General features: G+C 61.9%; 22 protein-coding genes and 2 pseudogenes. 18 read left to right on the forward strand and 6 right to left on the reverse strand.

Features of this window, described 5'->3' with window-relative positions; all coding sequences use genetic code 11:
* Positions 1–48: 48 nt before the first annotated feature.
* Together AC6IW9_RS05160 and AC6IW9_RS05165 are read left to right on the forward strand one after the other, a co-directional pair.
* Positions 49–978 carry a hypothetical protein gene (locus tag AC6IW9_RS05160; protein ID WP_497769812.1) on the forward strand — a complete coding sequence of 310 codons (930 nt, stop codon included), beginning with the start codon at positions 49–51 and terminating at the stop codon, positions 976–978.
* Between the two features lie 59 nt (positions 979–1,037).
* A complete protein-coding gene (locus AC6IW9_RS05165; protein ID WP_497769815.1) occupies positions 1,038–2,117 on the forward strand; it encodes an ABC transporter substrate-binding protein in 1,080 nt (359 codons plus the stop codon).
* Between the two features lie 416 nt (positions 2,118–2,533).
* Here AC6IW9_RS05165 and tnpC (AC6IW9_RS05170) read toward each other — a convergent pair whose 3' ends face one another.
* From tnpC (AC6IW9_RS05170) to AC6IW9_RS05180, 3 genes are read right to left on the reverse strand one after another with little or no spacing between them, the layout of a single operon-like run.
* Positions 2,534–4,171 carry an IS66 family transposase gene (gene tnpC / locus AC6IW9_RS05170; protein WP_497763766.1) on the reverse strand — a complete coding sequence of 546 codons (1,638 nt, stop codon included), beginning with the start codon at positions 4,169–4,171 and terminating at the stop codon, positions 2,534–2,536.
* 49 nt (positions 4,172–4,220) lie between these two features.
* Positions 4,221–4,574 carry an IS66 family insertion sequence element accessory protein TnpB gene (gene tnpB, locus AC6IW9_RS05175; RefSeq protein WP_497763765.1) on the reverse strand — a complete coding sequence of 118 codons (354 nt, stop codon included), beginning with the start codon at positions 4,572–4,574 and terminating at the stop codon, positions 4,221–4,223.
* A complete protein-coding gene (locus tag AC6IW9_RS05180) occupies positions 4,571–4,744 on the reverse strand; it encodes a hypothetical protein (protein ID WP_497769819.1) in 174 nt (57 codons plus the stop codon). Before AC6IW9_RS05180 ends, tnpB (AC6IW9_RS05175) begins: the two co-directional genes overlap by 4 nt.
* Before the next feature lie 16 nt (positions 4,745–4,760).
* Between AC6IW9_RS05180 and AC6IW9_RS05185 the strand changes: the two genes are divergently transcribed.
* Both AC6IW9_RS05185 and AC6IW9_RS05190 read left to right on the forward strand, forming a co-directional pair.
* Entirely contained in the window at positions 4,761–5,036 is a 276-nt protein-coding gene (locus AC6IW9_RS05185) for a hypothetical protein (protein ID WP_497769822.1), read from the forward strand.
* A 40-nt stretch (positions 5,037–5,076) separates the two neighbouring features.
* Positions 5,077–5,613, forward strand: a complete 537-nt coding sequence (locus AC6IW9_RS05190) for a hypothetical protein (protein WP_497769824.1) — start codon at positions 5,077–5,079, stop codon at positions 5,611–5,613.
* Between the two features lie 39 nt (positions 5,614–5,652).
* On the opposite strand, the gene AC6IW9_RS05195 is transcribed toward AC6IW9_RS05190, so the two are convergent.
* Together AC6IW9_RS05195 and AC6IW9_RS05200 are read right to left on the reverse strand one after the other, a co-directional pair.
* Positions 5,653–5,976: a helix-turn-helix domain-containing protein gene (locus AC6IW9_RS05195; RefSeq protein WP_497769827.1), complete on the reverse strand. Its 324-nt coding sequence runs from the start codon at positions 5,974–5,976 to the stop codon at positions 5,653–5,655.
* Positions 5,960–6,340 carry a type II toxin-antitoxin system RelE/ParE family toxin gene (locus AC6IW9_RS05200; RefSeq protein WP_497769830.1) on the reverse strand — a complete coding sequence of 127 codons (381 nt, stop codon included), beginning with the start codon at positions 6,338–6,340 and terminating at the stop codon, positions 5,960–5,962. The genes AC6IW9_RS05195 and AC6IW9_RS05200 overlap by 17 nt, the downstream gene beginning before the upstream one ends.
* 193 nt (positions 6,341–6,533) lie before the next feature.
* Here AC6IW9_RS05200 and AC6IW9_RS05205 point away from each other — a divergent pair, with 193 nt between their 5' ends.
* From AC6IW9_RS05205 to tnpC (AC6IW9_RS05255), 11 genes and pseudogenes are all read left to right on the forward strand, one after another.
* Entirely contained in the window at positions 6,534–6,938 is a 405-nt protein-coding gene (locus AC6IW9_RS05205; protein ID WP_497769833.1) for a hypothetical protein, read from the forward strand.
* A gap of 140 nt (positions 6,939–7,078) precedes the next feature.
* On the forward strand, positions 7,079–7,462 hold the full coding sequence (locus AC6IW9_RS05210; RefSeq protein ID WP_497769835.1) for a hypothetical protein: 384 nt from the start codon (positions 7,079–7,081) through the stop codon (positions 7,460–7,462).
* 352 nt (positions 7,463–7,814) lie between these two features.
* Positions 7,815–8,096: a hypothetical protein gene (locus AC6IW9_RS05215; RefSeq protein WP_497769838.1), complete on the forward strand. Its 282-nt coding sequence runs from the start codon at positions 7,815–7,817 to the stop codon at positions 8,094–8,096.
* A 423-nt stretch (positions 8,097–8,519) separates the two neighbouring features.
* Positions 8,520–8,795 carry a transposase gene (locus tag AC6IW9_RS05220; protein ID WP_497769841.1) on the forward strand — a complete coding sequence of 92 codons (276 nt, stop codon included), beginning with the start codon at positions 8,520–8,522 and terminating at the stop codon, positions 8,793–8,795.
* Complete coding sequence (locus tag AC6IW9_RS05225) at positions 8,779–9,387, forward strand: transposase (RefSeq protein WP_497772445.1); 609 nt, start codon at positions 8,779–8,781, stop codon at positions 9,385–9,387. The genes AC6IW9_RS05220 and AC6IW9_RS05225 overlap by 17 nt, the downstream gene beginning before the upstream one ends.
* Complete coding sequence (gene argS, locus AC6IW9_RS05230) at positions 9,324–11,087, forward strand: arginine--tRNA ligase (protein ID WP_497769843.1); 1,764 nt, start codon at positions 9,324–9,326, stop codon at positions 11,085–11,087. Before AC6IW9_RS05225 ends, argS begins: the two co-directional genes overlap by 64 nt.
* 3 nt (positions 11,088–11,090) lie before the next feature.
* Positions 11,091–12,929, forward strand: a complete 1,839-nt coding sequence (locus AC6IW9_RS05235; protein ID WP_497769846.1) for a BUD32 family EKC/KEOPS complex subunit — start codon at positions 11,091–11,093, stop codon at positions 12,927–12,929.
* Positions 12,930–12,967: 38 nt separating this feature from the next.
* Positions 12,968–13,204 (forward strand): annotated as a pseudogene (locus AC6IW9_RS05240) (transposase); the annotation flags it as partial.
* A 100-nt stretch (positions 13,205–13,304) separates the two neighbouring features.
* A complete protein-coding gene (gene tnpA / locus AC6IW9_RS05245) occupies positions 13,305–13,712 on the forward strand; it encodes an IS66-like element accessory protein TnpA (RefSeq protein ID WP_497763764.1) in 408 nt (135 codons plus the stop codon).
* A complete protein-coding gene (gene tnpB, locus AC6IW9_RS05250; RefSeq protein ID WP_497763765.1) occupies positions 13,709–14,062 on the forward strand; it encodes an IS66 family insertion sequence element accessory protein TnpB in 354 nt (117 codons plus the stop codon). Before tnpA ends, tnpB (AC6IW9_RS05250) begins: the two co-directional genes overlap by 4 nt.
* A 49-nt stretch (positions 14,063–14,111) precedes the next feature.
* Positions 14,112–15,749 (forward strand): IS66 family transposase, encoded by a 1,638-nt coding sequence (gene tnpC / locus AC6IW9_RS05255; RefSeq protein ID WP_497763766.1) that lies wholly within the window; start codon positions 14,112–14,114, stop codon positions 15,747–15,749.
* Positions 15,750–15,877: 128 nt separating this feature from the next.
* Here the strand turns inward: tnpC (AC6IW9_RS05255) and AC6IW9_RS05260 are convergent.
* Positions 15,878–18,541 (reverse strand): annotated as a pseudogene (locus tag AC6IW9_RS05260) (Tn3 family transposase); the annotation flags it as partial.
* A gap of 131 nt (positions 18,542–18,672) precedes the next feature.
* Here AC6IW9_RS05260 and AC6IW9_RS05265 point away from each other — a divergent pair.
* The 3 genes from AC6IW9_RS05265 (at position 18,673) to AC6IW9_RS05275 (ending at position 23,713) form a co-directional block, all read left to right on the forward strand.
* Complete coding sequence (locus tag AC6IW9_RS05265) at positions 18,673–19,233, forward strand: recombinase family protein (protein WP_497769849.1); 561 nt, start codon at positions 18,673–18,675, stop codon at positions 19,231–19,233.
* A 334-nt stretch (positions 19,234–19,567) separates the two neighbouring features.
* Complete coding sequence (locus AC6IW9_RS05270) at positions 19,568–23,038, forward strand: CHAT domain-containing protein (RefSeq protein ID WP_497769851.1); 3,471 nt, start codon at positions 19,568–19,570, stop codon at positions 23,036–23,038.
* Positions 23,039–23,080: 42 nt separating this feature from the next.
* The gene (locus AC6IW9_RS05275) at positions 23,081–23,713 is read left to right on the forward strand and encodes a S8 family serine peptidase (RefSeq protein ID WP_497769853.1); all 633 of its coding nucleotides are present in this window, start codon (positions 23,081–23,083) and stop codon (positions 23,711–23,713) included.
* Positions 23,714–23,797: the final 84 nt, after the last annotated feature.

Here is a 23,797-nt window from a genome sequence, read left to right on the forward strand (position 1 = left end):
TATTGTTCGACGGGCCGAAAGCGTGTCGACGACGTTTCCATCGAGCGAGTGGCCGCGCTGACGCAGCGGCTCAAGCAATGGTGCGACGACGCCAGCTTGCTTGACTTCTCGTTCGACATCGGCGTCGGCCACTCCCATAATTTCGATGTCGAGACCCTGCTCGCCGTAGAGGCGCTGCGCAGAGAAGTCGGCGCCGCCCCCCACGCTCCACAAGCGATCTATTTGGGCGGGCTGAAGCAACGATCCGCGAAAGAGTTAGAGCGATGGCTCGCGGAGCGGCGCGACAGAGCCGGAGTGCGCGAGGTTCACGCGTCGATCGCCGGTTACGGCTCCACGCATGACTATTGGAACCGGCGGGCGGGAGACTTCGATTATCTGATGCAGAGTATGCGGATCGCAATGCGCCTCGGGCTTCACGTCCGGCAAAGGTTGTTTGTCGTCAAGAGTACGCTTCCGCAGATGACGATGCTGACCCAGGCTCTCGATTCTCTCCCCGAGCCGGCGTCACGCTATTTCAATCAATTCTATTATAGGGGTCACGCCGCCGCATTGGAGGAGGAGCGGATCGACGAGCAGCGCCACAGGTCTTTGGCCCACGAGTTCGGTGAGGTTGATCCCAGCATCAACGATTGGAGGTCTGAACGCCAGTGGTGCTCCGTACTTCGATCTGTCGACGACAAGCCTTATGAATGCCGCGTGAAGATCCACCTCACGTCGCAGCGTCTGGCGGAGCTCGAGCGCCGATCGCCGGCGTCGATCTTCGAAGAGCTCATCGCACGGACGCGCGCAGCTTATGCGGCGCTGCCGAGTCGAGAGGAGCTGAAAAGCCGGCATGGCGACGCCGAATCGCCACGAATCTATGCAAATCTCACCGATCTCGAAAGCAAATGGCTCGACGACCACGAAAGGCGCGTTCCTCGTTTCGAACGTCATCGCACGCATCTCTGGCGGGAATTCTTCGACTATGATCAGCCCTGAAAAATCGAGGATGAAAGCTGTAGGCCGAAAGCGTACGAGCCGGAGATGGGGAAGGTTTCATGACGCCGCGCGATGGCCGTTTATCATGGTTTCAGAAGGCTGACGCGTCGCGACTGCTTTTCGCGCTTATCTGCATGATCGCGGCGGCTATTGGAAGCGTTCCGCGGCGTGGCGGACAAGATGGCCGGGTTCTCGATAATCCCACCGCGACGCGCGTCATCTCGGAACCACCGATCTTGACCGTTTATAGGTCGATCGATCCTATCTCCGAACACATCGTCGGGGGATCGGGCGTCGCGGTCTCGGAATATTCCATCCTCTCGTGGCTCTGGACGAAGGGAGGCGCGGCGCCCCTCGTAGACATAGGCGGTTTTGGACAGGCGAGTGTGGAGACCGTTCTCCGAGAGCATCCAGATGTGTTCATCGTCTATCGAGGTCAAGGCGAATTCTGGCGCGGAATAGGCCTTCAGCGCGTCGTCGAGGTGGATTTCGATCCACAGGACTATGTTTGGAGCGTTCGGAAACTGCGGTCGACGCTCACAGAGATCGCGAGAAACGACAGGTTGGGGGGCATACCGTCTCGATGTGGGCATGCGCACTCCATACCGCCTATCACCGCCGCGGTTTTTCAAACGGCTCTCGGAACGTCCATGCGTCAAATCGGATTGCGTAGCGGCATCGGTGTCCGCTTGAAGGCTATCGGCGGCATTCGGATCGTCGGTGGCCGCTTCTCCGGTCCGTTGGATGTCGAACGGCTTCTGAACGACGATCCGGAAGTCATCCTTGTTCACGCCGAAGACGATGTGAGCGACTTGCTCGCTGTTCGGAACTTTTTTGCGGATATCAAATATCGTCCTTTGTCCGCCGTTCGCAAACGGCGCATCTATGCGATTCCGACAATGACGTTTGCGAATGGTTTGGTGGAAGATCCGCTCCTCGCCGAATGGATGGCCGAGCTTTTCGATACATCGAGAATGTGTGGTCTCAGAGAGCGCTATCGCGATACATACGCCTTTTTCTACGGTCAGAGCCCCACAGATGACCAGATCGACCGGTTGATACGCTGGAGAGCGAACATGCTTTCTGCCTATTATGCTAAGTTCGGGCGAGATTTTCCAAATATAGAAGAATATCCATAAACACAGCGCTTCAGGCGGGCGATGGTGTCGCGGCCGATCGGCCGGCCGCCGAGCCGCGCGACGTCCGCCCGCGTGGCGGCTGCAGGACTCGGCGAGCCGCGGCCATCGCGAAAACGCCCGGCAGGCGTATCTTCGCCCTGACGCTCGAGGGCGTCGATCCCAGGCGGATCGCGCTGATACTGGGCGCCGCGCGCGGTCGCCTTCGAAAAGAGGATCGCCGCCGTCATCGCCGACCTCGGGTGGTCGGCGTGTCGACCTCGTGGACCGCGGCCTTGCCGCCGCCGATGATCCGTAAGCGCCGTTGTCGTCCCATTGCCGCTGGAATGGAAGAATAGCTTGCAATTCGTTGCGACAAGGCATTGCAAGCCTTTGGCGCAAAGCTTTGTCAGCGATTGGTTCAGCGCAATGGTGAGCGATCAGGCGGCTGGCGTCGGCGACGAGGATTTGAAGGCCCAGGGCATCAGCTCGTCGATGCGCGACTGCGGATGGCCATCGGCGATCGCCTCGAGCGTCGCCTTCATCCAGGCATAGGGATCGACGCTGTTCAACTTGCATGTCGCAATGAGCGAAGCGAGACGTGACCAGGAACGTCCACCTTCATCGTGCCCCGCGAATAACGCATTCTTGCGCGTGAGAGTCAGCGGCCGAATCTGATTTTCGACGAGGTTGGTGTCCATCTCGACGCGTCCATCGTCGAGGAACAGGGTCAGCCCGGCCCAATGATTCAGAAGATAGGCGACCGCCTTGCCCATGTCGCTGCGGCCGGAGAGGCGAGCGGCCTGGGCGCGCAAAAACTCTTCGAGCTCGACGACAAGAGGCCGCGACCGCTCGGCGCGAACGCTCTGCCGGATCGGCGCCTCTTTGCCCCGGATGTCCGCCTCGATCGCATAGAGCGCGGCGATGCGCGCCAGGATCGCCTCGGCGATGGGCGAGCCCGCTTTCGGCGTGGCGGCGATGATCTCGCGCCTGCCATGGCTCCAACACCAGGCGAGCCGCAGTGGGGCGCCACCTTTGCGCTCGGCGCGCGCCAGACGATGATAGCCGCCATAGCCGTCGACCTGGAGAACGCCGTCGAATCCTTCGAGCATCCGCTCGGCGTGCTCGCCGCTGCGACCCGGCGCGTAATGATAGACCACGATCGGCGGATCGGCGCCGCCGTGCCCGCGGTCGTCGCGCAGAACCGCCCAGAGATAGCCAGTTTTCGTCCGGCCGCGGCCGGGATCGAGAACCGGCGCCCGAGTCTCGTCCATGAATAGACGGCCGGACAGCTTCATCAGCGCGCTCATGCGCTCGACGATCGGCGCGAGGTGGAAGGCCGTCGTTCCCATCCAATCGGCCAGAACGGCGCGGTCGAGCATGATCCTGTGGCGCGCGAAGACCTGCGATTGACGGTAGAGCGGCATGTGCTCGCTGAACTTGGCGACCGCCACTTGCGCCAGCAGCGCCTCGGTGGGAACGCCGCCCTCGATCAGATGCGCAGGAGCCGGCGCCTGGGCGACGCCCGCGCATCCTGTCGGACAGGCGTAGCGGGGCCGCACGGTCTCGATGACGCGATATTGCGCCGGCGTCACGTCGAGGCGGCTGGAGCGGTCCTCGCCGATCCGAACCATCAGGCCGCAGCCGCAGGGACAGGCGAGGCTTTCTGGCTCGATCACGCGCTCGACGCGCGGCAGATGAGCAGGAAAGGCGCGCGCGGCGCGGGCGGCGCGCTCCCTGGTCGCCGGGCGCCCCGAGCGGCGCGCGCGATCGTCTTCCCGCTCCTGGACTTCGGCAATGGCGATCTCGATATCTTCCAGAACGAGCTGTAACTGATCGGGATCGAGTTTCTCCGAACGCTTGCCGAAACGCGCGCGTTCATATTCCTTGACGAGCAATTGCAGACGTTCGACCGTCTCCTTCGACGCTGCGAGCTCGCTCTCGGTGTGAAGGCGCGCGGCGAGCTCATGATCGGCGCGGATGCGTTCGGCTTCGAGCATGGCGCGCTGAGCTTCGAACAATGCGCGTAGTTCGGCAGGCAGCTCTGCGAGTCTGGAGGGATCGAAGCTCGGCGTCACGTCGGCGAATCTATCGCAAGCGAGGCGCCGAATGAAGCCGAAGTTGCGATCAGTTCGCCGCGGTCGGCGTCGCCACGATCCGCTCGCCGACGCGCTTCCAGTTGAGCCCGTCGAATAGAGCTTCGAATTGCACCCGGCTCAATTGCAGGACGCCGTCGCTGATCTGCGGCCAAGAAAAGCGGCTATCGCCGAGACGCTTGTAGACGAGCACGAGTCCGGTTCCGTCCCACAGCAAAATCTTCAAGCGATCCATTCGCTTCGAGCGGAACACGACGATGAGCCCGGAATGCGGATCGAGTCCGAGCTTGTTTTGCACGAGAGCGGCCAGCGCGTCATGCCCGCAGCGGAAATCGACGGGACGCACGGCGAGCACGATCCGCAACCCTTGCGACGGAATGATCACGCGCCGCGCTCCAGCGCCGTCATGATCTCGGCGATGCGCGTCGACGCGGTGTCCTGATCCAGCCGTAACACGACCTTGCCGACGACGATCTCGATCTTCGCATCGCTCTCGTTACGAACGGAGGGCTGCTCGAGCTCGATCTCCACGAACTCCGCGGGACCGTCGGTCACCAGCGCGAGCCGCCCGGTGCGCGCCTGGCGGCGCCACTGCGTCAATTGCTGCGCGCATACGTCCCTGTCGACGCAGAGTGGAGCCGACTCCATCTCGCCGACCACCCGCTATCGGGTGCAGGCGGCCTCGCCGGGTCTCGCCATGTTGGCGGAGCTCGATCGCAGCGGCGATGAGATCGCGCCTCTGCAAATCGCGGTCGGAGCGCATGTGCCGGGCTATGGGCGCGTCACTAAGATCAGCCAGCGCGGGACCGAATGGGTGGTGCAAACGGAGAAGGGGCCGATCCGCTGAGCGGGTCGGCTTCGAGGCTTGGGCAATAGGGGAGCTGAATGTGCAAGGACTGGTAAATTTCGCAGGAGCGATCGGCAACGCGATCGCAATTCTGTTGCCGACCTTTTGTTATCTCTCGGCGCTCGGACTGTTCATGTCCGCAGGATGGGGATTCTGGTCGCAGGCGCAGAGCCACAATCCCTATCGAGGACGCCCTTGGGTTCCGTTCGTGGCGCTCGTCCTGTCGGGCGCCTTCGCCTCGTTCCCGTCCATTCTGACAATGGCGAACAACACGGCGGGAACCAATCTGCAAGTGTCGGTGTCGGCGCTGACGAGCTATACGCCGCCCGCGGTCAGCGGGAGCCTATTGGGGCAGACCCCGGGAGACGCCGTCGTCAACATCGTGAAGCTGTTCCAAGGGTTCTTCCAAGCTTTCGGCGCGATGTGCTGCTTTTTCGCCATGCTGACCTGGAACGCAGTGATCGCCGGCCGAAGCAGTCAAAGCGCAGGCGGTTGCGGAGTGCAGTTCGTGTTCGGGATCATGCTGATCAACGTCGTGACGATTTCCACATGGCTCGTCTCCGTTTTTCGGACGTGATCGCCATGCACTGACGATACTCCGGCGGACCACGCGTGCTTACGAGAGAATCTGTAGTCCGTGCTTCTGGACAATGGTGAGCAGCTTGAGCGCCATACCGCTCGGCCGCTTGGCGCCCGTTTCCCATTTCTCGACCGTGCTTTCGCTCGTGTTGAGATACCGGGCGAACACCGGCTGACTGACATTGTTGGCCTCGCGGAGCTGCTTGATCTGCGTAGGCTCGATCTGGGTCGGAACAACCAAGTGACGCGCGTCGAAATCGCGCATCGTCGCCTTATCGAGCGCACCGACCTTGTGGAGCATGGCTGCAGACGAGTGGAGCGCTTCCGAAGCATCGCTCTTGAATCTACTTTTCCTTGCCATGGCAAATCTCCGTCAGGTCTTTGTCTTCCAGGAGCCGCGAGACCTGCTTCTCCGTCAGCGTGGCGTAGCTCTTTGCAAGGATGCGGAAGTCCTCTAGCTCATCATCCTCGACGTTTGCCCGATCCTTCTTTGCGAACAGATATTCGTAAATCCAGTATCGACCGCCCTTCGCAAGAATGATGCTCCTATGCCTGTTTTTGTTCAGGCGCTTCTTGAAGACCCCTCCGCCCAAATCATCGGCTTGGCCCTTCATCACCTCTCGAAGCGCCTCACAAAGTTCACCATCCTCGATACGAGCCTTGCGTGCCGCCTTGGAGAACCAGGCGGTTTTGAAGGCCCGCGCAGTTTCCTCATCGTCGACCATGCCGATATGTAGCACTGAGTGCTATTGCATTCAAGTGGCGATGCCGACCGTCGATCTGTAGCTCGGTTGAGAAAGCACAACCGCTGCGAAAAAAATAGCGCGCCCCGAAAAACAACGCCGTCAACATTCGCGCGCGCTTATCCGAACCTCTGGTCGAGGGCGTCACGGCTCTCGCAATCAGAGGAGATGAACGTTGCATTTCACGCCTTCCAAACTCAAATCCATAACTCTCCCATGTTGCACGATCGCGGCGACGGTCGCGCTCGGAATATCGGAAGCTTGCGCGCAGGCCGCCGGCCAGACGCTCGGCTCGCAGGTGCAGAGCATTGCGAAGGAGTTTTCGACCGCGGGCGGTTTCGCGGGCTCGACCGCCATGTATGTCGCCGCTCTGGTCACGTTCGTCGCCGGCGTCTGGTTCCTGTGGCAGTCGCGTCAACCGGAAAACCGCGAGAGCGGAAAAGTCGCCGCCGGTCTCACGGGTCTCGTGCTGACCGGCCTGTTCGTCGCTGGCGGCTCGTGGATCCAGAAGGCCTCCTACACGACCACTGGCGCGGGCGCGAAAGTGACCGACCAGGCCGGCGTCATCACCTTCCAGTGACGTCCAACGCTCTCCTGTCCTTCGCTGGCGTAACGCAAGGAGGCGCAGGATAAAGATGGCCCTCGCCGGTTGTTCGGTCGCAGAACCGAAGGCCGGCGAGGGCGCATCACCACGTCTCGGAAGCGCACCTTCACCGCTACATGGTCGAGTTCGATTATCGCTACAACACGCGCACGATGAAGGATTTCGACCGCATGTCAGCGAGCATTAGCGGCATTGTCGAGAAGCGCCTCACTTATCGGCGACCTTCTGAGGAACGGCTCACGGCCATCGCTAGAGGCGAATTTACAAAGGACGAAACGATGATGCGAGAGACGAATAGATTCGAAGCCAAAAGCGAAGGCGGCAAATCTTTCACCGTGATTGAGCGCCGTGAGGAACTGTCCGCAACTCCGCTACACGGCCGCAAAATGGAAGTTCTAGGCCCGCGCGACTATAGTCTGTCAGACGGGAGGCACGTGAATTGGATCGACGACGAAACGTTCCAAATCCTCGATACCGATGAGATCATTCGGAAGGTCTGACTCCGCGATCTTCACCCAATGTCGATGGCCGCGATTGTCATAAATCCCGGCCGCTACGAAGCCCCCAGGGATTCGCTCTAGACGCCACCGATCTTTTGGCAGGAGCGGCATTCCCTCAGCTTCGTGATGAGCGTTCTCAAGCGGCTTCTGCGCCACCTTGCGCTTCGGCCCGCTCTTGACCGCAGCATCAACGGCGCGCTCGAACCGAGCCCACGCCTCGTTCCTATCGTTTGAGGACGCACTCATGCGGATACCTCTTTCTTCCAGGCTTCCACCCGATGACGAGATAACGCGCAAATTTAAATGCGCCATTGGAAGATTCATATACGCATTCGCAGAAATCGAGCGCGTCATGTTTCTCGGTCTAGTTACGACATCACAAATGCCTTTAGCTACAGCAAAGTCCGTGTTTACCGACGCAAAAATTGACAAAGCAAAGCAGCAAATAAAGCGAATCCGCAAGGCTAGGGAGTTGCCAGATGACAGCTTTCTTGACGCGGCATTCAATCAGCTTGCGGATATTACAAGGCTCAGGAATGACATAGCCCATTATGGGGCAATATACGATTCTAATAATAAATTCAAAATAAGTGATGAGCTTTTGAAGCTAGAAGGCGCGTGTGTATTTAATTGATGAAGCAGACATAGATAATGCGATCGGCGATCTTGGAACAATTAGGCTAGCGATAACATTTTTCATGCTATCCGATTGGGATGCAGAGCCGAGCAGCTATGATTTTTCTCGTTTTCCATGGCGATATAAACCCTCTCAACCAATTCGTCAGCCGAGCAGCACTCAATCCACGTCTGCAAAGCGACGGAGCCAGCGTCCTTCATCTGGCGAGTAACTGTCGCCTCAGACGGAGGCGACACGCTCTCCTCTCGCACCTCACTAGGCACCATATCTAGCCTTCTACTATGTCAAGGTGATAATTGCCCGTCGCGCCCGTAGACAAAATTTGCGACAAAACCGTTTCCGCCTTTCACCACGGTCTAGAACAGGTTCTACGCATGGCGCGACAGCGGCCTATGGGCGCAGATCGTCTGCCTTCTGGTCATGGAGGCGCGCGAGGCCGAGGGGCGCGAGGCGGCGCCGACGGCGGTCGTGGTGGACAGCCAGTCGGTCAAGACCACGGAGGCCGGCGGGCCGCGCGGTTTCGACGCCGCCAAGAAGATCAAAGGCCGCAAGCGTCAGATCGCCGTCGACACGCTCGGCCTGCCGATCGAATGTCAGATCATCCCCGCCGACGTTCAAGACCGCGACGCCCTCGCCCCCTTTGCTGCGCGACGTGCGTCGCAAGAGCCCGTTCGTGACGATGTGCTTCGCCGATAGCGGCTACAACGGCGACGAAGCGCTGAGAGCCGCCTTCGAGGCGAGCCGGATCGCCGTCACCGTCGTCAAAAGAACAGACAAGCAAGTCAAAGGCTTCGTCGTGCTCCCAAAGCGATGTGTCGTCGAAAGGACGTTCGGTTGGATCAACCGCGCGCGCCGCCTCGCCAAGGACTTCGAGGCGACCACCAAGTCGTCGCTGGCGTGGCTGCTTCTCGCCCTCGCCTTCCTGCTCATGCGTAGGCTCGCGAGGCTCGATCATTCAGATCGCTTGAATTTCGAGTCGGGCTCTTATTCATGGCGTTGCTTTCCTTCGTGGATTCGACACTGGGCTCAAGGCGAGCAACGCCTACCTCACATTTTCAACAACGGCCGGGATATCCCCCTCGCGAGAGGCACCTCAAAAACTCGAGGCTATTCACATTACCCTATTTATGTTATTATAATATCGATAGGCTGTTCAGCCTCAGCTTGGCGGCAAGGCCTTGCCGCAGTGTGCCGATTGGGGCTAAGTTCTGGATTTGCTCTCTCATGCTGTATAGCAAGCTGTCAAATGATATCGCTGATCAATGTCGATTGGCTGGTCTGCGGGTAGAATCGGTCGATGTAGTACCGTCGCAACGGGATGATCTTGGACACTTCCAAATCAACAGTGCGATGACGCTGGCGAAGACGCTCCGACGTCCGCCACGCGAGATTGCCGCGCAGATCGTCACCGCCCTCGCCAACATCAGCTATCTGACAAACCTACGGGTCGATGGTCCGGGCTTTGTGAATTTGTCCCTGACGCCTGAATATCTCGCTCGCACTCTCGACGCCCTGGCCACAGATCCTCGGCAAGGGGTGTCGGACCCGGGCCGGTTACATGGCACAATTCTGCTCGACTATGGCGGCCCGAACGTGGCTAAGGCAATGCATGTAGGTCATCTACGTTCGGCGATAATCGGCGACACTCTTAGGCGTCTGGCGCTCTTTTTGGGATATTCGGCCCTTGCGGATGTCCATCTAGGGGACTGGGGTTTGCCGATGGGTATCGTCCTCGGCGAGTTGTTGGACCGCGACCCCCGGCTTTCTTCCATGGGTCCACAGGAAATTGTTGCCGATTGGGAGACGCCGACGATTGACGACCTGAACAAGCTTTATCCGTTGGGATCGGAGAAGTGCCGGTCGGATGCCAGCCTCATGGCTCGCGCCCGCACGCTCACGGCCCGTCTGCAGGCGGGCGACGCGAGCCTGCAGGCGATGTGGCGACGAATCGTCGCCGTATCTGTGGCTGCTTCCGAGCAGGACTTTGCGCGGCTAAACGTGCACTTCGATTTCTGGCATGGCGAGAGCTGCGCCCACGACCGACTCACCGGCCTGATCGACTCGGCCCGACAGCAAGGCATTGCCGAGATGAGCGACGGTGCCCTGATAATCCGGCTGCCGAAATCGGACGGGACGGAGGACCTGCCGCCGTTGATCCTTGAAAAGTCCCAAGGAGGCGTGATGTACGCCGGTACCGACCTTGCCACAATCGTCGACCGGGTGGAGACACTGGCGCCCGAGTCCATCCTTTACGTTGTAGACCAGCGGCAGCACCTCCATTTCGAGCAGGTGTTCCGGGCCGCCCAACGCCTCGGTCTAGTCAGCGAGCAGCGCCCCCGCCTTGAACATGTCGGGTTCGGGACGATCAATGGCCTTGATGGCAAGCCCTTGAAGACGCGTGCCGGCGGCGTGCTGCGGCTGACCGATCTCCTGGACCAAGTTGTCGCTGTTTGCCGACAGCGGTTTGCCGACATGGACCTAACCGCCATGCTTTCTCCGCAGGAGTTAGAGCAGGCCGCTGAGAGTATCGCAGTCGCTGTAATCCGATTTGCCGACCTGTCGAATAATCGACGGTCGGACTATGTCTTCAACGTCGAGCGTTTCTCGTCCCTTGAGGGCCGCACCGGGCCGTATCTGTGCTACGTGTTGTCACGGGCGACGGCGATCCTACGTAAGGCCGCCGAGGCGGGACGCCAGCCCGGGAACATCTCCGTGCTCAGGACGCAGATCGAACAAGCTGTAGCGCTTCGTCTGCTCGCATTCCCAGACGCTGTCTTGAGCGCGTACGAGAAGCGACTGCCAAACATCCTGTGCGACCACTTGTTTGACCTCGGGCAAAGCTTCAACTCGTTCTATCACCAGATGCACGTGCTAACGGAAACGGACAGGGACCGACAACGCGCGATGTTGGGGCTCGTCGACGCGGTCGCGACACAGATGCGGTTGGGCTTCGGCTTGCTCGGGATCACCCCCCCGGAGCGCATGTAGGTCGTGGCCGCAACGCTGGGTTCATGGCGTGGCCAATTCCCGAGCTTTGCGCTTGCCGACAATCGCGGGTGGATCGACGCCGTCCGAGCCGCCATCGAGGATCCTCAGCGCTATGGATTCCGCTGCAATCGGGAGGTCGTGGACGTAGAAGGCCGGTTCCGTTCGTTCACTTGGCGAAGCGGCAGCTATGTCCTGAAGCGGGCAGCCTCGCGGCTGGTGGGCGAGCGCGAGCACGCCCTTGCCGCCCATGCTGCCGAACGGCTAGCGGCGGCGGGCATGACCTTGCGCGCAATAGTGCCCGAGTTGGTCGTCGTCGACCCACTCGAAACTTGGCTGGTATCGCCGTACCTTGGTCCAAGTCTGCACGAAGGCTTTGTGGAGCAGCGATCACGGTGGGGTCCACCGGATGTGCTGCGGCTCGTCGGTGAGCTCCGACAGGCCGGCCTCGAATGGGCTGGCTTTGCCCCACGCAACCTAATTGCATGCGACAATGGCCTATTCGGCATTGACTGGGAAGATTTGCAGATCCATGCTTCCCAAGCGGAGAGCTGGTCCGACCTCACACTGTTTAAGCTGACGCTCAATTGGGCTGGCGTGTTCGGGTCCACCTGTTGCGCGCATGCCACGTTCGCCGCCCTGCAGCAGATGTGGCGCGTCGTCCCGCTCGACGACTTCGAGCAAAGCTGGCGAGGCCTGCGCGGCCGACGGGACGACGATGCCATAGCCCGCAGTGCCTGCAGCGTCATCTGCTATGAAAGCGAGCAGCCGGTTATGGGCCAACCGCCCGATCTCTTCACGCCGCAAGAGATCGGGCACTTCGTGTCGGATTTGCTGGGATCGCCGTTGGACGTATTCTATGCGGCCGCAGTCGCACGTCGTCGGCGGGACGACCTAGACGATACCTTTTGCTTGGCGTTACTCCGCGACATCACGTGCAGAGTCGATGCCGCGCTGAGGCTAGCCGACCGTCGCCGACACGACCAGGACGGAAGCGTTATCCGTAGGACCATGGGACGCGCGGTAGGTCTGCTTGCGGGCGCATGGCTGACGAAGACTCCTTACAGCTTGGAACGCACGATCCACCGCTATCGGAAGCTGCGTGGACGGCGAGGTCTCGCGGCCGCGCTGCTGCGAGCAAGGCTCGTGGAGGAGGTGGCGACAACACTATGGCACAGCATCCAGGATCTTTTCGACTGGCAGCCCGACTTGCAGCTTCTGCTTCGTGGATCGATCGCGAATGGCATCTGCTCGGTGCATAGTGACCTCGATTTCGAAATTAGTTCTCCGGGGCGGCCGAACGGCTTCCCGGAAGCGGAGGCGCTGCTCGGGGCCTTGCTCGAAGTTTTCGGCATCCGATCAGAGGACAGTTCCGGACGCCCCATCGAATGCGACATAGTTCACGGTGACGGGAGCCGGGATGTGCTCGAATGGTTGGAATTGCGTGACCCCGACCGCCGCGTGCCTTGGCCGCACGTGTGTGGTGGTCGGGCCCGGCCGGAGACCTTACTGCTCGGGCACTTCGAACGCGAGATGCGAATGGTGGACAGCAAGCATCTTTGGCTCGCTGTCCGCGGCATGATAGCTCGCGCCAGCGTATCGCGCGGCTGTGCCGACGCAAGGACGATGGCGCAACTCTCATGGCTGCGACGCACAGCCGGCGGGGACAGCATTCTGCTGCGGTCGCTTCTCCGGCAGGCACTTGCCGCACGTGAACTCGATCTAACCGACGACGCAATTAGGCAACTGCGTCTCGTGGCGGCCTCTCTCGAAGTTCCGACACCTCTGTGGGCGAGAGCCGGCCCCGGAAATTCGGACAGTAGCTCGAGTGGATTTTCTGCCTGACAGCGGCGAGGATTCTCGCTGCTAATCAGGAGCATTCGATGACCAAGCGGAGCCGCCGGACGCATTCTCCGGCATTCAAGGCAAAAGTGGCTTTGGCCGCGATCAAGGGCGAGAAGACGCTGGCCGAGCTGGCGCAGCAGTTCGATGTCCATCCGAACCAGATCACCATGTGGAAGAGCCAGCTGCTGGAAGGCGCGGCCGGGGTTTTCGGGCAGGAGAAGGCGGAGCCGAAAGACGCCGCCGTCGATTTGAAGGGCCTTCACGCGAAGATCGGGGGTAAGCGCCGTTGCGACCCCATTGATTCTTCGGGTTCGGAAGGATTTTCGGATGTGAGATTCTTCTGAGGGACAGCCATGTCTCTGGAAGGATCCGAAGATGAACGAGAATGCGACGATCGAAACGGCTTTTGGCGCAGGATTTGTCGGACGTGTGGATTTTCGTCGTTCACGTTCGGGCAATCGGCTGTGGTCGAAGGAGCTGAAGGGCCGGATCGTACGAGAGAGTCTCGCGCCTGGAGCGCGCGTCGCCGACGTGGCCCGCAAATATCGGATATGCGCGCAGCAATTGACGCAGTGGCGCCGCCAGGCGCGCACCGGGCGGCTCGCGCTGGTGACCGACGGTCCCGCGGAGTTCGTGGAGATCGAGCTCGAGCAGCCCTCCGTTCGTAACGAGAGCGATGCGAAGATCGAGATCGTCGTCGGCAAGGTCGTGTTACGGCTGGATCAGGACACCGCGTCGACGCGCATCGCCGAGATCATGACGGCGCTGGAGCGCGGCGCGTGATCATTCCGTCGCAAGGGTTGCGGATCGTGCTCGCCGTGCGTCCCGTCGATTTCCGCTGCGGGCATGACGCGCTGGCCGCTCTCGTGCAAAACAAGCTCGGACTCGATCCGCATTCCGGGCTCATCGTCGTGTTCCGCTCGAAGCGAATGGATCGCTTGAAGATTTTGCTGTGGGACGGAACCGGACTCGTGCTCGTCTACAAGCGTCTCGGCGATAGCCGCTTTTCTTGGCCGCAGATCAGCGACGGCGTCCTGCAATTGAGCCGGGTGCAATTCGAAGCTCTATTCGACGGGCTCAACTGGAAGCGCGTCGGCGAGCGGATCGTGGCGACGCCGACCGCGGCGAACTGATCGCAACTTCGGCTTCATTCGGCGCCTCGCTTGCGATAGATTCGCCGACGTGACGCCGAGCTTCGATCCCTCCAGACTCGCAGAGCTGCCTGCCGAACTACGCGCATTGTTCGAAGCTCAGCGCGCCATGCTCGAAGCCGAACGCATCCGCGCCGATCATGAGCTCGCCGCGCGCCTTCACACCGAGAGCGAGCTCGCAGCGTCGAAGGAGACGGTCGAACGTCTGCAATTGCTCGTCAAGGAATATGAACGCGCGCGTTTCGGCAAGCGTTCGGAGAAACTCGATCCCGATCAGTTACAGCTCGTTCTGGAAGATATCGAGATCGCCATTGCCGAAGTCCAGGAGCGGGAAGACGATCGCGCGCGCCGCTCGGGGCGCCCGGCGACCAGGGAGCGCGCCGCCCGCGCCGCGCGCGCCTTTCCTGCTCATCTGCCGCGCGTCGAGCGCGTGATCGAGCCAGAAAGCCTCGCCTGTCCCTGCGGCTGCGGCCTGATGGTTCGGATCGGCGAGGACCGCTCCAGCCGCCTCGACGTGACGCCGGCGCAATATCGCGTCATCGAGACCGTGCGGCCCCGCTACGCCTGTCCGACAGGATGCGCGGGCGTCGCCCAGGCGCCGGCTCCTGCGCATCTGATCGAGGGCGGCGTTCCCACCGAGGCGCTGCTGGCGCAAGTGGCGGTCGCCAAGTTCAGCGAGCACATGCCGCTCTACCGTCAATCGCAGGTCTTCGCGCGCCACAGGATCATGCTCGACCGCGCCGTTCTGGCCGATTGGATGGGAACGACGGCCTTCCACCTCGCGCCGATCGTCGAGCGCATGAGCGCGCTGATGAAGCTGTCCGGCCGTCTATTCATGGACGAGACTCGGGCGCCGGTTCTCGATCCCGGCCGCGGCCGGACGAAAACTGGCTATCTCTGGGCGGTTCTGCGCGACGACCGCGGGCACGGCGGCGCCGATCCGCCGATCGTGGTCTATCATTACGCGCCGGGTCGCAGCGGCGAGCACGCCGAGCGGATGCTCGAAGGATTCGACGGCGTTCTCCAGGTCGACGGCTATGGCGGCTATCATCGTCTGGCGCGCGCCGAGCGCAAAGGTGGCGCCCCACTGCGGCTCGCCTGGTGTTGGAGCCATGGCAGGCGCGAGATCATCGCCGCCACGCCGAAAGCGGGCTCGCCCATCGCCGAGGCGATCCTGGCGCGCATCGCCGCGCTCTATGCGATCGAGGCGGACATCCGGGGCAAAGAGGCGCCGATCCGGCAGAGCGTTCGCGCCGAGCGGTCGCGGCCTCTTGTCGTCGAGCTCGAAGAGTTTTTGCGCGCCCAGGCCGCTCGCCTCTCCGGCCGCAGCGACATGGGCAAGGCGGTCGCCTATCTTCTGAATCATTGGGCCGGGCTGACCCTGTTCCTCGACGATGGACGCGTCGAGATGGACACCAACCTCGTCGAAAATCAGATTCGGCCGCTGACTCTCACGCGCAAGAATGCGTTATTCGCGGGGCACGATGAAGGTGGACGTTCCTGGTCACGTCTCGCTTCGCTCATTGCGACATGCAAGTTGAACAGCGTCGATCCCTATGCCTGGATGAAGGCGACGCTCGAGGCGATCGCCGATGGCCATCCGCAGTCGCGCATCGACGAGCTGATGCCCTGGGCCTTCAAATCCTCGTCGCCGACGCCAGCCGCCTGATCGCTCACCATTGCGCTGAACCAATCGCTGACAAAGCTTTGCGCCAAAGGCTTGCAATGCCTTGTCGCAACGAATTGCAAGCTATTCTTCCATTCCAGCGGCAATGGGACGACAACGGCGCTTACTTTGAGAGCGTGGTGCGCCTCGCCCTTGTTGAGGCCGGCGTTGGCGCGGCGGCGCAGGGCGGGGTCGCTGATCCAGTCGAGCGTGAATAGCGTGCGCTCCAGACGACCGATTTCCCGCAGGGCTTTGGCGAGCGCGTTTTGGCGTGGATAGGCGGCGAGCCGGCGCATGAGCACGGACGGCGCTACGGTTCCGGCCCTGATCGACGCGCCCGAGCGAAGGATTTCATCCCAGTTGTTGCCGGGAAGGCGCATATCGATGACGCCGCCGATCATCGTTCCGAGCGCTTTGTAATCCGCGCGGGGATCGATGATATAGAGGCGGCGATCGGCGAGGTCGCGGATGCGCGGCGCGAAGCGGTAGCCCAGCAGGCCGCACAGGGCGAACAGGTGATCGATAGCGCCGGCAGTGTCTGTGTAATGTTCGCGGATATCGAGCGCGGTTTCATGGTGCATCAAGCCGTCGAGCACGTGCGCGGCTTCGCTGGCGTTAGCGGCGATGACCTTGGTGTGGAACGGCGCGTAGCGATCAGAGACGTGTGTGTAGAATTTCACGCCCGGCTCCGAGCCGTATTTTCCGTTGTAGTCGGCGCGCCCTTCGCCATGGCCGCCGGCCCTGAAAAACTGGCCGTCCAAGGACGACGCGTCGCCGTCGCCCCAGATTTTGGTGAAGGGCTGCGCATGAATGGCGTCGACAAGACAGGCGAGCGCCGCCTGATAGGTTTCATCGCGCACATGCCATTCGGCGATCCATAACAGCTTCGAATGGCTGAAGACTTTGGAGCTGCGGGCCATGCGTGCGAGACCGAGATTGGTCGCGTCTGCGAGCAAGGCCGTCATCATGGCTTGCGGATCGTCGGGCGGCGCGCCGGTGCGCAAATGTCCGAAGCGATCGGCGAAGCCCGTCCAGCTGTGGACCTCGGCGAGCAGCTCGGTGACGCGCAGACGCGGCAGCATGGCGTAAAGCCGGCGCGCAATTGCGTCGGCGGCTTCGTTTTCCTGTCTGCGAATGGGGCTGATCGACAGGCCTTCTTCGGTGAGTGTCGCTTCCTGCAGCTCGCCGGCGGCGGCAAGCTCGTCGACCTCCCGGAGGCGTGATTCCAGCAGCTTGGTTTTTTCTGCGCGCCAATCCTCGAAGCGATCGGCGACGGCAAGACCCAATTCGCCGGCGCTTCGGCGCGTGGCGAATGCGTCGGGCGGCAGCAAAAAATCGTCGAAGGCGCGAAAGGCGCGGCTGCCCTCGACCCAGACGTCGCCGGATTGCAGGCGCTCGCGCAACGTCATCATGACCGCGACCTCATAGGATCTGCGATCGACCCCAGTGTCGGTCTTGACGAACTTGCGCCATGCCGGTTTCAGGAAGGTTGTCGGCGGATGCGGCGGAAGCTTTTTGGCGCCGTTGGCATGAAGGCCACGCAGCATGTCGAGGGCGGCGAGCAGGGTATCGCTCTCCTTGCACGCGTGGAACGTGAACGCTCCGAGGATGAGCGACGTCATGCGCCGCACGCTCGCGTATCGTTCGACAATTTCGCCGAGATTGTCCGGTCGCGTCGTCGCAACGGTTTTGTCGGCTTCATCCACAATGGCCTTCAGCCGCTTCCAGCCAAGCGCGCGCTCCACGGTTGTGACCTGATCTTCGCCATGCTCCTTGGCCGCCAACATGGCTCTGGCCATGCCGAGCAGTGCCCGCGTCGACGCGTCGAGCGTCTTGGCACGCGCAACGAGGTTTTCCTTGTGCGTATTGTCGGCGCGACGAAACACGGAGCCGAGCATCTTGTCGAACATCGTGAGCGTGGCGTCGGTAAGGATCGTTTCCCTCTCACGCGCGAATACGATGAGCGTCGCAAGACGGCGCTCCATATCGAAGCGTGAAAGATGTTGTGCGCTGAGAATGGTTGTTTCTCGTGCAATCGCTGCATAGCGGGCCTGATGAATGCGTCGCTCGCGATCTGGCCCGACGTCGAGCTTGCGCACAAATTGCAGCCGTTCGACGAGGGCGGCCAGATTTTTCTGGCGTGGCGCTTCCGGCCATTCCCGTAGCCATGTGAGCGGGGTTCGGCTTTGTTCGTCGTCGATGACGAGCAACGATTCCAGCGCCGCGATCGTGCTTTTCGGTAATCCATCGACAAGATTCTTGTAGGCGCGCTTGCGGGCGAGCGCGCGCGCCGCCAAGGCGATTTTCTCCAGGGCGGCGGACGCTGGCAGAAGAATGCGGCGCTCCCGCAAACGTTCTATCATTGCGGAAACGATCGCATCGCCGCGGTCCGATCCTGTCGCCTGTTCGATCGCCGCGTGAACGACGGCGCGCATGTCTTCACTTTGGAACGGTCGCGCATCGAGATAGGCTTGCAGTTCGCCGAGATGTTCCCAACGGGTTTCGCTGCGCTGACCGTATGAAGAAAAGTCTTCAGCGCTGCATCCCATCTGCAATGCTATGAAAGCCAGCATTTCGGGGGGAGGCGTTTCATTCGCGCCGAGCACGCGGCCGGGAAATCGCAAATAGGCGAGATGTACGGCAAAGCCGAGCCGATTGGCGGCGCGTCGACGTCGACGGATCAGCGCCAGGTCTTCCGGGGAGAACGTGTAATGGCGCACGATCGCTGCCGGTTCTCTCGGCGGGTCGAACAGCGCGGCGCGCGATTGCGGGGAGAGAATGTGACGCGGTGGCATGGACAGGCTCGAGGTCGAAATATGTCCATGAATGGTTCAATAAATTTCTGGACACAAGATAATTTATGGACGTATTTTATGGACGGCCTTCAGCCACTCGCGTGGCCGCCCCGACATAGAAACCTCCGCCCATGTCCCACATCCTCGGCTACGCCCGCGTCTCGACCGACGATCAAGACCTCGCCAGCCAGAAGCAGCGCCTCGAAACGATCGGCGCGTTGCGCATCTTCGAGGATGTGGTCTCGGGAAAGACCTTTGTGCGACCTGGCCTCGCCGAACTCTTCGATTTCATCCGCCCCGGCGACACCCTCGCCGTCGTGCGGCTGGATCGGCTCGGGCGTTCGCTGCGCGAGCTGCTCGATGTCGTCGAGACGCTGAAAAAGCGCGGCGTGGCGCTCATGTCTCTGGAAGAAAAAATCGATACATCGTCCGCCGCTGGCGAACTGGTGTTCCATGTTTTCGGCGCGATTGCGCAGTTCGAGCGGCGTCTCATCGCTGAACGCACACGCGACGGCATGAACGCTGCGCGCGCCAAAGGCCATAAGCCCGGCCGCCCCGCTCTCGATCGGGAAAAGCTGGACGCCGCCCTCCTGCTGGTGAAAAGCGGCATGTCGCCAACACAGGCGGCGCGGCAAACCGGCCTCGGGCGATCAACCGTCTATCGCGAAATCCAAGCCGGCTCCAAAGCCTGAATCCTTAGCGTAGGTTTGGGAACAGATTCTGCGATGACCCCATCTACGGTGAGGAGTACGGCTCCCAGACGCGATCGTACGTACTGGCGGGCGTTGAACCCGCGATGCTCTCATGGCGGAACGTGCCGTGCCGAAGCGGACAGCTGGCCCTCGCCGACGCCGCCGGTGAGCACGTTGGCACCAGCATCGAAAACGTTGGCGAGCAGGCAATCTTTTTCACTCAAGGTAGCGAGCGGTGTGCTTCATCGTCTAGACTGCGACTAGCAAGCACTCCAGCCGAAGGTGCTAGGCGAAGATGACGAGCACTCGCTGCCGCTGTTGGGAACACGGGTTCGTGCGTATTCTGTCGACCTTCGCATGTCTGCTCTTTGCGCTGTCGCCTGCCTCCGTCCGCGCCGATGGCAGCGATTTTCCGGAGGCTCTACCGCCTGCCGCGCCCATTGCCGACCTGACGGGCAACTGGAGCTTCGTCCCGGTTCCGTTGCCATCTCAGAACGTTACCCATCTGCTCGTCTCCCGATCCGGCGAACGGCTGCTGATCGGCACGAGCGAAGGGGTGGCGTCCTATGACGGCGTCGCGCCTCGCGCTCCGTCCTTCCCGTCTCCGGACGCGCAGCAGCCGATCATCGTCAACGCAATGGTCGAGGCATCCGACAATGCGATCATTGTCGGCACGATCAATGACAGCCTATTCCGCTGGAAGGACGATCGGATCGAAGCGATCTACGGCGCCTGTCCACGCAGCCAGAGAGGCTGCGCTCGGGGAGAATGGGCGCTGGCGAGTTCCGGCGAGAACGTTATCTACGCTGTGTCGAGCCGCTTCGGCCCGATGACAAACGAGGCGCTTGCGGCATTGCGCGCGGCGGTCCCGGATCGCGTCGTCGGCGTGCAGACTGCGGCGGCATATCTCGGTTTCGCGGGAAACGAACTCGTAGCGACGAGCCTCTATGGGTTGATCCAGACGATCGACCCGGCGACCGGCAAACCGACGCGCCGGATCGACCTCAAGCTCGCTCCGCAAACCGTTGTCCGAAGCGTATCCTACGCGCCGGGCCGGCTCTTCATCGCGACCGATAGGAAGTGCCTCGGCGTGCGGCTCGCCGAGCCGACCGCGCCGATGGTGCTGGCCGAGGGATATTGCAGGGCCGTCGCCAACCAGAAGAACGGAGCGACGTGGCTCTCGACCACCTATCTGCAACGGTACGACCGCAATGGCTGGAAACGCTGGTCGCCCGGGGGCGGCGGCTCCATCACCGCCAATGTGGTGATGGAGGACAGGGTGTCGAACGTCTGGATCGGCACGCCGAAGGGGTTATGGCGTTATTTCGACATCTCCCGCGATCACAGCTTCGCGGACGCAGGGTCGGCGGTCTCATCGATGGTCGCAGACCGGGACGGCGGCGCGGTCGTGGGTTTGGAGAACGGCGAGGTGTGGCGGCTGGACCGCAGCCTTACCGCAACGCGGATAGACCTCCCGGCCGCGGCCGAGGCGCCTGCGTCGTCCTACTACCGTGGCGCGCTCCTTGCCCTCGATCTGCGGGACAGGCTTTGGGCTCTCAACGCCGCCGGCCTGTTCAGGATCGAGGGCGCGAACGTCGAGCGGATGGCCGCGTATCCGCTTGCTATGGCGACGTCGCCGGCCGCGCCGTCGTCACTTGCGGTTTCGAAAACCGGTGTCGCCTGCGTCGGCGTCGTCTGGAGCGATAAGGCGCTTTGTCTCTCGGACGGGCTTTGGCGGGAAGGCGCGCAGGTGATGTCCGACATGGGCGGCTCCGTCGTGGCGGCGTTGGCGTTCGACGACACAAGCGCCATGCTGGCCGTCGGCGTGGAAAGCATTGCGGTCGCGGCGGCGAAACCGTCCGAACTTGGGCCGTTTGCCCCGTCGCCTTTCGGCAAGAAGACACTGCTCGGCGCAGTCGCCATGACGCTGCTCGTTGAGGGTGCTGACGCAGTCGCTTCGGGCGGATGGGGCGGGACGGTGTTCCTGAAGCGTGCGGACAGCGGATATGTCGATGTCGGCCACGGTCGCCCCGACGTTCAGGACCAGCCCTATGTCATCCGCAGCTTCGCTTCGCATCAGGCTTTAGGGCTGCTCGCCGGGACTGACGAAGGGTTGTTCCGCTGGGAAGGTAGCGCGGTGGCCGGACGCTGGCGCAGCCTGAGGACGATCGATCCGAGGCTCGCGCGCCCGACCATCGCGGTGGTCGCGTCGACCGGCCGCAGCTTCTGGACGGCGTCCGGCTCCGATGTATTCCTGATCGATCTGCCCGCATCGACGCCCGTGACGAACATCGAAAGATCGCCGTCGGGCGACACGATCGACGTCAATGCGGTGACGTACGGTCTTACGATCCTGGGCTTGGTCGGCCCGCCCGAAGCCAAGACAGCGACGATCGATTACGATCCGCCCATTGCCAATGCCGAGCGCAACCTATCCGGATCAAGCAACCGGTTAGATCTCACCAACCTATCCGACCTCGCCCGCTACCGCCTGATTGTAACTGCGTTCGACGGGTTCTTGAACCGGGGCTCGGCCTCCAACTCGGAATTTTCGGTCGCGCTTCCGTTCTACCGCAATCCCTACAAGCTTGCCGCCGCGATCCTCACCGCGATCGGCTTTTTGCTCCTTCTGTTGACGCGGCGCGGCCCGACCGGCTTCGTGCTGCGGCGGCTTGGGGGCCTGCGCTGGACGACGGACACCGCCGCCCCGCGCTTCGCAATCGAGGTCAAAAGCATCGGTGCCGACACTGTGCGCTACGAACTCGAAGCACCGTCCGCACCGACGACAATACGCCTCGCAGTCGACATACCCGCCGCCCAGCTTACGAGCGAGGCCGAGCCCATCGTGCCGTATCTGGTTGGCCTCGCGGAAGGCCGCATGCGCCGGCGCGGCGAACGTTTCGAGACGGTATACGAGCGCGCGGCGAAACTGATGGGCGAAGTGGCTCTGCCGCAAGAGGTGCGTTTCGCCACCGCGCAGGCCGATGGCGGGGCCATCAGTATCGACTTCTCGAAGTCGCTGATCTGGCTGCCTCTGGAGATCACCGATGACGGCGGGGAAACCCGAATGATGCTGCGGCATGCGATCGGCCGCACAATCTCGGGCGATATCCTCGTCGAACGCAAGCCGCTAAGCGCATTTAGGCTCACGGTGACGATCTTCGCCCCGCACGCCGACGACGCCAGTCGGCTGACCCGTGCGGACGGCGAAGCCGAAGCCGTCGCGGCTGCAGCGCAAAGCTGGGGCGCGGAGGTCGTCCGGGTGGGCCCCGACGCAACCAAGCATGAGGTTCTTGCTGCGATCTGCGCCGCCCATCTATTCCACTATGTCGGCCACGCCGAATTCGTCGAGGATGCGGCGGAGCAGAGCTATCTGCCGATCAAGGGCGACCGGATCCTCGCCGGTGATATCGCAGCTGCGCTTAAGACGACGCCGAACGACCTGCTGCTCGCCTTCATCAACGGATGCGGCAGTTCGCGCGAGGCAACATGGGCGCGCGGGGCCGAGATCTACGGCTGCGCATCGGCCTTCCTCAACAACGCCTCCTATTTCGTGGGTGCCCAATGGCCGATCCCGGACGAGCCCGCCGCCGCCTTCGCGACCGAATTCTACTCACGGTTGTTTCCGCATGCATACAGCCTCTGGTGGCGCCTGATCAGGCGCGATACTCTCGGGGGTACCCCGTTTGCGGAGGCGCTGCGCCTCGCAAGGCTCGAAATGAGCGGTGAAGGACCGTCGAACGTCCAGACGTGGTCCTCCTACGTATTTTATGGCGATCCGACGCGGCGGCTCGTTCTGAAATGATTGTTGTGAGACAGGTTCAACTACGATCGTGGGGTCCTCGGCATGAAACGCAGATACGCCATCATCGAGTCCAACCGTGCCCTGCGCTCCGGGGGAGCCTTGCCCGGCGCGTTCAACAAATTGCCAGGCGCACAAATCAATATCCATGAGGCAGAGCTGTCCGTCCGTGAACTGCGTGACATCGAGAAGAACCCGAAAGTGGCCGACTACGGCCTGATCATGCCGATGCGGCTAATCACGCCGGTTTCAAGGAAGCAGGCTGAGGAAGGCACCGTCCCGAAGACCGCCTGGGGCGTTTCCGCCGTGGGCGCGGACAAGACGGATCTCGACGGCTCCGGCGTGGTCGTCGCGGTGCTCGACACCGGCATCAGCCGGGATCATCCGGCCTTTTCCGGCGTCGAGATCGAGGAAAGGGACTTCGGCGGTTCCGGAAACGGCGACTCGGACGGCCACGGGACGCATTGTGCCGGGACGATCTTCGGCAAGGACGTCGACGGCGTTCGCATCGGCATTGCTAGGAACATCCGCAAGGCGCTCATCGCCAAGGTGTTTTCTGACAAGGGCGACGGCGGCTCCTCGGTGATCTTGCAGGCCATGCAATGGGCGGCGAACGAAGGGGCGCATATCGTGTCGATGTCGCTCGGCTTCGACTTTCCCGGCATGGTCCAGCAATGATCGAAGCTGTGCTCATGGCTTGGGCTTGTAGTAGATGACGCGGCCACGCATGCTCACCATGGATCGAACGCGAGAGCGTTATTT

The organism is Methylosinus sp. shoA (assembly GCF_059718125.1).

What these genes read in the sequence shown, in the direction of transcription:
- AC6IW9_RS05165 (WP_497769815.1), top strand. Translation starts at nt 1,038, where the DNA reads ATGACGCCGCGCGATGGCCGTTTATCATGGTTTCAGAAGGCTGACGCG.
- AC6IW9_RS05195 (WP_497769827.1), bottom strand. Translation starts at nt 5,976, where the DNA reads ATGGCAAGGAAAAGTAGATTCAAGAGCGATGCTTCGGAAGCGCTCCAC.
- AC6IW9_RS05200 (WP_497769830.1), bottom strand. Translation starts at nt 6,340, where the DNA reads ATGGTCGACGATGAGGAAACTGCGCGGGCCTTCAAAACCGCCTGGTTC.
- AC6IW9_RS05210 (WP_497769835.1), top strand. Translation starts at nt 7,079, where the DNA reads ATGGTCGAGTTCGATTATCGCTACAACACGCGCACGATGAAGGATTTC.
- AC6IW9_RS05215 (WP_497769838.1), top strand. Translation starts at nt 7,815, where the DNA reads ATGTTTCTCGGTCTAGTTACGACATCACAAATGCCTTTAGCTACAGCA.
- AC6IW9_RS05220 (WP_497769841.1), top strand. Translation starts at nt 8,520, where the DNA reads ATGGAGGCGCGCGAGGCCGAGGGGCGCGAGGCGGCGCCGACGGCGGTC.
- AC6IW9_RS05225 (WP_497772445.1), top strand. Translation starts at nt 8,779, where the DNA reads ATGTGCTTCGCCGATAGCGGCTACAACGGCGACGAAGCGCTGAGAGCC.
- argS (WP_497769843.1), top strand. Translation starts at nt 9,324, where the DNA reads ATGCTGTATAGCAAGCTGTCAAATGATATCGCTGATCAATGTCGATTG.
- tnpA (WP_497763764.1), top strand. Translation starts at nt 13,305, where the DNA reads ATGAACGAGAATGCGACGATCGAAACGGCTTTTGGCGCAGGATTTGTC.
- AC6IW9_RS05265 (WP_497769849.1), top strand. Translation starts at nt 18,673, where the DNA reads ATGTCCCACATCCTCGGCTACGCCCGCGTCTCGACCGACGATCAAGAC.
- AC6IW9_RS05275 (WP_497769853.1), top strand. Translation starts at nt 23,081, where the DNA reads ATGAAACGCAGATACGCCATCATCGAGTCCAACCGTGCCCTGCGCTCC.